The organism is Nostoc sp. T09 (assembly GCF_002154695.1).
Classification (GTDB): domain Bacteria; phylum Cyanobacteriota; class Cyanobacteriia; order Cyanobacteriales; family Nostocaceae; genus Aulosira.
Window position 1 is genome coordinate 1 of the sequence record NZ_MTAV01000162.1, and the last position, 6,102, is coordinate 6,102.

Here is a 6,102-nt window from a genome sequence, read left to right on the forward strand (position 1 = left end):
GGTTTTGAGTTCCTTTCCCCTTTTCCCCTTTCCCTTTTACCGACTTCTGCAAGAAGTCTACTATTGAAACCCAACATAGATAAAAGTCAAAAGCGAGTGTCCATCTCTTGATCGTCATCGTCTTTATATTGAGAGCAAAACGCGATGCACGGGCTGCGGAACGATTTTTCCGTAGCGCTTTAAAACCTGGTCAAAACCGAACTCCACCAGTGATTAATGTAGATCAGAATGCTGTTTATCCAATAAATGAAAATTGCGGCAAGTCCAGTATTTGAATAATAATATAAGACTTAACCCCACCAACAGGGTTTTCATCTCCTCAACAATTTTTTGCAACACAACTATTTCAAGTAACCGTTGACTTCATGCCTATTCAACCGAATTCAGGTGGAAACGAAACAAATTGGCTGTCCGCCCATAGTACCTTTTCCGGCGGTGGAGAAATGGGTGCGCTCATGCGTACTATCGACTGGGGTAAAACTCCTGTTGGCCCTGTTGAGAGTTGGCCTAGGAGCTTAAAGACTGCCATCCGCATCCTGCTTGAATGTCGGTTGCCCATGTACATTGCCTGGGGGAAAGAATTTACACAGTTTTATAACGATGCTTATCGTCCGATTCTCGGTAATAAGCACCCGGCAGCTATGGGGATCAGCGCCCAGGAAACCTGGACGGAAATTTGGAGTACGATCGGCCCCATGTGGGCAGAAGTGTGGCAAGGCAAGTCATTTGGCTTTGATAATTTCAAGCTCACCATTGAGCGCTTTGGCTATCCAGAGGATTGCTACTTCAATTTTTCCTATAGTCCTGTTCCAGATGATCTCGGTAACGTCGCCGGAGTTCTGGTTACATTTACTGAGACAACGGAAACAGTTCTTACCCAAAGACGTTTGCAAGCCAATGCGGATCAGCTGAGACGGATTTTTGAAAACGCACCTGTTGGTATTACCGTATTGCGAGGACTGGATCTCGTCTATGAGTTTGCTAATGACCGTTACCTAGAATTGGTCGATCATAGACCCGTTATGGGTAAGCCACTGCGCGTAGCTTTACCGGAGCTTGCTGGACAGGGTGTTTATGAAATGCTAGAGCAAGCATACACAACTGGTATACCATACGTCGGCAGACCGCAGATGATGTTGTATCGCGGACAGCCACCGACGCTTCAGGAGTGTTCTTTCGAGGTAGTTTATCAGCCACTCCCAGATGAGCAAGGAAAGATCGACGGCATTGTTGTGATTGCTTTTGAGGTCACAGAAATTGTCAATGCAAAGCGCTCTGCTGAGTTGGCAAACCGAGCCAAAGACGAATTTCTGGCAATGCTCGGACACGAACTGAGAAATCCACTTGCACCAATAGTCACCGCCTTAAACTTGATGCGACAGCGAGGCATCTCGGAGGTAGACAAGGAACGGACAGTTATTGAACGCCAAGTGCGCCACCTTGTCGGTTTGGTTGACGATTTACTTGATGTATCGCGCCTTACCCAGGGCAAGCTCACCCTCAAGAAAGAACACTTTGAATTAGCCAAGGTAGTTGTCGAAGCAGTCGAACAATGCAGCCCCTTGCTCGAACAACAGCATCACAAGCTCAATGTCCAGGTTTCCAGCACGGGTTTAACAGTTGAAGCAGACCCTAGAAGGTTGGCGCAAGTAGTTGCAAACTTGCTTAACAACGCTGCCAAGTATACTGAGCCAGGTGGGGAAATTGCGATCGCCGCCGAGCGTGTCAAAGATGAAGTATTGCTACGCGTGAGCGATACTGGCAAAGGCATTCCTTCCGATCTCCTTCCTAAGGTATTCGATCTGTTCTACCAGGAGCAGCAATCTTCTGATAGATCCCAAGGCGGTCTCGGACTTGGGCTGGCAATTGTGAAAAACCTCGTAGCGCTACATGGGGGGCGAGTATCTGCGGCAAGTGCGGGCAGAGGTCGCGGCAGCGAATTCACTGTCTGGCTGCCGTTAGCAACTGAAGCTTTGCATATTGAGGAAAAGCTCGAAACAATCCGTAATCCAACTCAAAATAATCAACTGCGTATATTAATCGTAGATGATAATGTGGATGCAGCGGAGATGTTGGCAGCCTTATTTAGCTTTTATGGTCATACAATCCGGGTTGCCCACAACGGGGTAGAAGGGCTGGAAGTTGCGCAGTATTTTCTCCCAGATATCGCAGTCCTCGATATTGGTCTCCCTGTGATGGATGGTTATGAACTTGCTCGGCGCATCCGGCAGTTGCCGGGCTTAAGTAAGATCAGGCTCTTGGCAGTTAGCGGGTACGGACAACAACAAGACCGAGAGCGTTCCCACAAGGCAGGCTTCAACGTGCATTTGGTCAAGCCAGTCGATGCTGATGAGTTAAACGCTGCCTTGTTCAGCGATTAATCTTGAGTAAGAGGTACAAAGCAGGCATGAGAGGTTACATCTGAGCACTAATATGCAACTGCCTGCGCTAACCCATCCTTAACGATCGCAGCTTTAGCCGAACGGTGGATGGATCGCTTTCTCAACAAGATTCCTGACAGCAGGGAATGGGAGTAAAGTTAGGCAACTTCAACGCCTAAGTTTTACTACACATTCCCAAACGGTCTTCAACTATAACTTTCAGGATATGCATCTACTAAAATATAGATTGACATACATCTAATCTTTACACAAACATGTAAGTGATATCACTCTGAAGATTGAAGTAAAAGTTTGCAACTTTAAACATGGTAGATAGAGAAAATGTTATGGCTTGATTATGGAATGCTTAATGAAGGAGTAACATCGAATAGTGTTAATCACTATATTTTGATTTGTGACGATGTTGAAGATAACTGTATTTTCTTTCAAACAATTTTAGAAATGGAAGGTTATACAGTTGAGTTTGTAACATCTGGAATCGAAGCTCTCAATAAAATTGAATCTCAAAAACCAGACTTGTTACTATTAGATATCATGATGCCCGAAATAAATGGGTATGAAATAGTTAGACGTGTTCAAAAAGATAAACATTTGCAAACTCTACCTATTTTGCTCATTACAGCACATAAAGAAGTACTTGCAATGGAATTAAGTGATATAAGCGTTAATGGAATTATTCAAAAACCTGTAGATCCTGATGACCTGGTTGCAAGGATTCAACAGATTTTGCAGGCTGTAGACTAACTTAATCTAAAATTGCTCTAACCTGAGAAATTACAGTATCGATATTAATAGGTTTCTGAATAAATCCATCAACCTTAATATCGAGATTAGTATCATCTATATACATTCCTGTTACTAATAAGACGGGAAGAGATTTTAATTTATTTGACTGTCGGATGCGCTGAACAACTTCAAATCCATCCATTACGGGCATCATAACATCTAATATTAATAAGTCTGGTAGATTAGAGTTGGTTTCAAGAAAGCTAAGTACTTCTTTCCCAGAATTAACTATTTGAATTTGACAATCATCTGCTAGTAGTATTGCTTGTAAAAGCAGTGCATCATCAGCAACGTCATCACAAATTAATATACGCTTAATCAAAGCTTCCATTAGGCTGATTTAACAAAAAATAGCTTTCTACGCCTGATTTACTCTAAATATGTGAATTATTCTACTATTGATGCGCTTTTGTGCCCAGCCATTCCAGATGGCTAACAGCTGAGTATCAGGTGCATTTCTTAAGGTTTACGACATCCTATAGGAAAGAGGGGGGAAAGGGAAAAAGTTAAAGGGAAAGGGTTTTGAGTTCCTTTCTCCTTTTCCCCTTTCCCTTTAACCGACTTCTGCAAGAAGTCTATTGACAATAAACAAGAAATATAAGCCATCAATAAAGATGGATTGGCAATGCATTAATAATTCCTTTGTGTAGTTTTAAGCATTAAAGTATCAAAGGCATCCAAATGCCAAATTCTTGTAAGTATAGATACAGATATAAGCTTTAGTCTGTCCGGTATCGTATATATAAATCAAAATCGTTATAATGCTAGGCTTCTAGCCCCCAGAAGCTACGCGATCGCACTAATAACGCTATATAATTAAGATATGTTGCAAATTTCTCACAAAATTATCATCCCTGATAGCGAACTCGAAATTAGTGCGATTCGTTCTCAAGGCGCAGGTGGTCAAAACGTCAACAAAGTTTCTACCGCCATCCACTTGCGCTTTGACATTGAGGCTTCATCTTTACCCGCTTTCTATAAAGAGCAGCTTCTAAAACTGAAGGACAGGCGCATTACCCAGGAGGGAGTCGTCGTCATCAAAGCTCAAGAACACCGCAGCCAAGAGCAGAATCGGGAGGAGGCTTTACAACGACTTCAAGAACTTATTAAAAACGCAGTCGTACTGAAGAGAAAACGCAAACCTACCAAACCAACTCGCAGTTCTCAAAAAAAACGCCTTGACAGTAAAACTAAGCGAGGACAGATTAAATCTACTAGAAGGCAGGCTATTGATTGAAATGCGATCGCAGTTAAACAAGAGGTTAAACGTACATCACTGGAACAGCAACCCAATGTCTCGCTAGGGAAATTGTCTTTGTAGTAAGTGCGATCGCCCAAGAGCCATTACCGCGCAACAGCGAACAGCATTGGCTCCTACAATTGTACTTCTGCTAAATTCTCTAAAAAAAGCCCTCATGAAATCTCTGAGGGCATTGATTAATTTAATTTATATGACACGCATTAAGTACGGAAACGTCTCTTGCCTTGCCTGTGCTTGGCAACTTCTTTACGCTTGCGTTTTTCAATAGGCGTTTCAAAGTGACGATGCTTTTTCATATCTTGAAAAATCCCAGCCTTGGAAACTTCTCGTTTAAATCGGCGTAAGGCTGACTCAATGTGTTCATTGTCGCCCACTACTATTTGGGTCATTATCTCTCCTGCTAATTTGACTTAAAATTAATAGCTTATAATGATAAGCCGTCCAGTTGAAAGGGCAAAAAAAGGCGTACTCTTTGTCTGACCTGAAAATTCGCTTGTAAATTTCAGGTTTCAACGCTTAGTAGCGGTTACGTCTACCACCGCCGCCGCCACCGTATCCCCCCCGATTACCACCGCCAGAAGAACCTCTATCTTCTCTAGGCTTGGCTTTGTTAACTTTGAGGTCACGACCCATCCATTCAGCACCATCAAGGGCTTCTATGGCCGCTGCTTCTTCAGCTTCAGTTCCCATTTCCACAAATCCAAAACCACGTAGTTGTCCTGTTTCGCGGTCAGTAGGTAGTTGAACACGCCTTACAGTGCCGTATTCTGCAAAAACAGCGGTCAAGGTGTCTTGGGTAACTTCGTAAGAGAGGTTGCCTACGTAAATTGACATCGATTATCTCCAAAATTATTACACTTGTTGAGATTTAAATTTCGGAGAAAAGTCTGTCAATACCAAAAGGGAAAAGCCTGTCAATACTAAAAACAAAAATACTCACCGAATTAACTCTCGTTTTCTAGGATGACATAGAAGATAATTTTCTGCATCAAAAAGATGGTTAATTAACCAGTGATGTAAAACTAGGTGCGTAGGCGTAGCCCGTCGTAGCATCGCCTCAGTTGGCTACTCATCTATCTGGATACCCAGTTTTAGTGTGTTTGATCAACAGATAGACATACAGACTCACCATTCGGGTAATCGAGAATGAGTTTGATGAAATAAGAGATGGAGGAGGCGTCGGTTTCACCATCGTTGCGTCTCCCGTCCTCCTCGTCCCTGTGTCTTTTTGAGGCTAAGGATTATGCAACTTAAAGGCGGATTAGCTTATCTGGAGAAAAAGCAGACGAGCGATCGCACATTCCAACCGACCAACAAATCGCAACGACATTTAACAAAAAAGGTACGCTTGCAGCAATGTCATGGCGATACCTTTAATGCTGCTTTAATAGTCGCAGATGTCCGTAATTAATAAGGTTAAGTAATCTCTCTAGGGTAGTTAGTACGTAATATTACTAGACATAAGCAATAGGAATTGCCAGAAATAAGAGTTACGGTTATGTCTCTAGGCTACTTCCTTTGCGATATCCTGCCAGCCCATCAACATGATTTGTTTGCCCTGGTGCGCGATCGCTTTGAGATTAAAGATTACATACCAATACGGTTCAGTTAAGAAAATTCTTCTGTGAAGGCAAGGGAACAGGGAACAGGGAA

7 protein-coding genes are annotated in these 6,102 nt (G+C 42.8%); 4 read left to right on the top strand and 3 right to left on the bottom strand.

The window, feature by feature from the left end; all coding sequences use genetic code 11:
• Positions 1-365 precede the first annotated feature (365 nt).
• Entirely contained in the window at positions 366-2,381 is a 2,016-nt protein-coding gene (locus BV372_RS28040) for an ATP-binding protein (protein WP_086689759.1), read from the top strand.
• A gap of 342 nt (positions 2,382-2,723) precedes the next feature.
• Entirely contained in the window at positions 2,724-3,146 is a 423-nt protein-coding gene (locus BV372_RS28045; protein ID WP_256973501.1) for a PleD family two-component system response regulator, read from the top strand.
• Position 3,147: 1 nt separating this feature from the next.
• Here BV372_RS28045 and BV372_RS28050 read toward each other — a convergent pair whose 3' ends face one another.
• On the bottom strand, positions 3,148-3,519 hold the full coding sequence (locus tag BV372_RS28050; RefSeq protein ID WP_086689760.1) for a response regulator: 372 nt from the start codon (positions 3,517-3,519) through the stop codon (positions 3,148-3,150).
• Positions 3,520-4,011: 492 nt separating this feature from the next.
• On the opposite strand from BV372_RS28050, the gene arfB reads away from it, so the two are divergent.
• On the top strand, positions 4,012-4,425 hold the full coding sequence (gene arfB, locus BV372_RS28055) for an alternative ribosome rescue aminoacyl-tRNA hydrolase ArfB (RefSeq protein ID WP_086689761.1): 414 nt from the start codon (positions 4,012-4,014) through the stop codon (positions 4,423-4,425).
• 224 nt (positions 4,426-4,649) lie between these two features.
• Here the strand turns inward: arfB and rpsU are convergent, their stop codons facing one another.
• Positions 4,650-4,838: a 30S ribosomal protein S21 gene (gene rpsU, locus BV372_RS28060; protein WP_086689762.1), complete on the bottom strand. Its 189-nt coding sequence runs from the start codon at positions 4,836-4,838 to the stop codon at positions 4,650-4,652.
• Between the two features lie 127 nt (positions 4,839-4,965).
• Entirely contained in the window at positions 4,966-5,283 is a 318-nt protein-coding gene (locus BV372_RS28065; protein WP_086689763.1) for an RNA-binding protein, read from the bottom strand.
• 409 nt (positions 5,284-5,692) lie between these two features.
• Between BV372_RS28065 and BV372_RS36725 the strand changes: the two genes are divergently transcribed.
• A complete protein-coding gene (locus tag BV372_RS36725) occupies positions 5,693-5,860 on the top strand; it encodes a hypothetical protein (RefSeq protein WP_179198261.1) in 168 nt (55 codons plus the stop codon).
• The last annotated feature ends 242 nt before the right edge of the window (positions 5,861-6,102 follow it).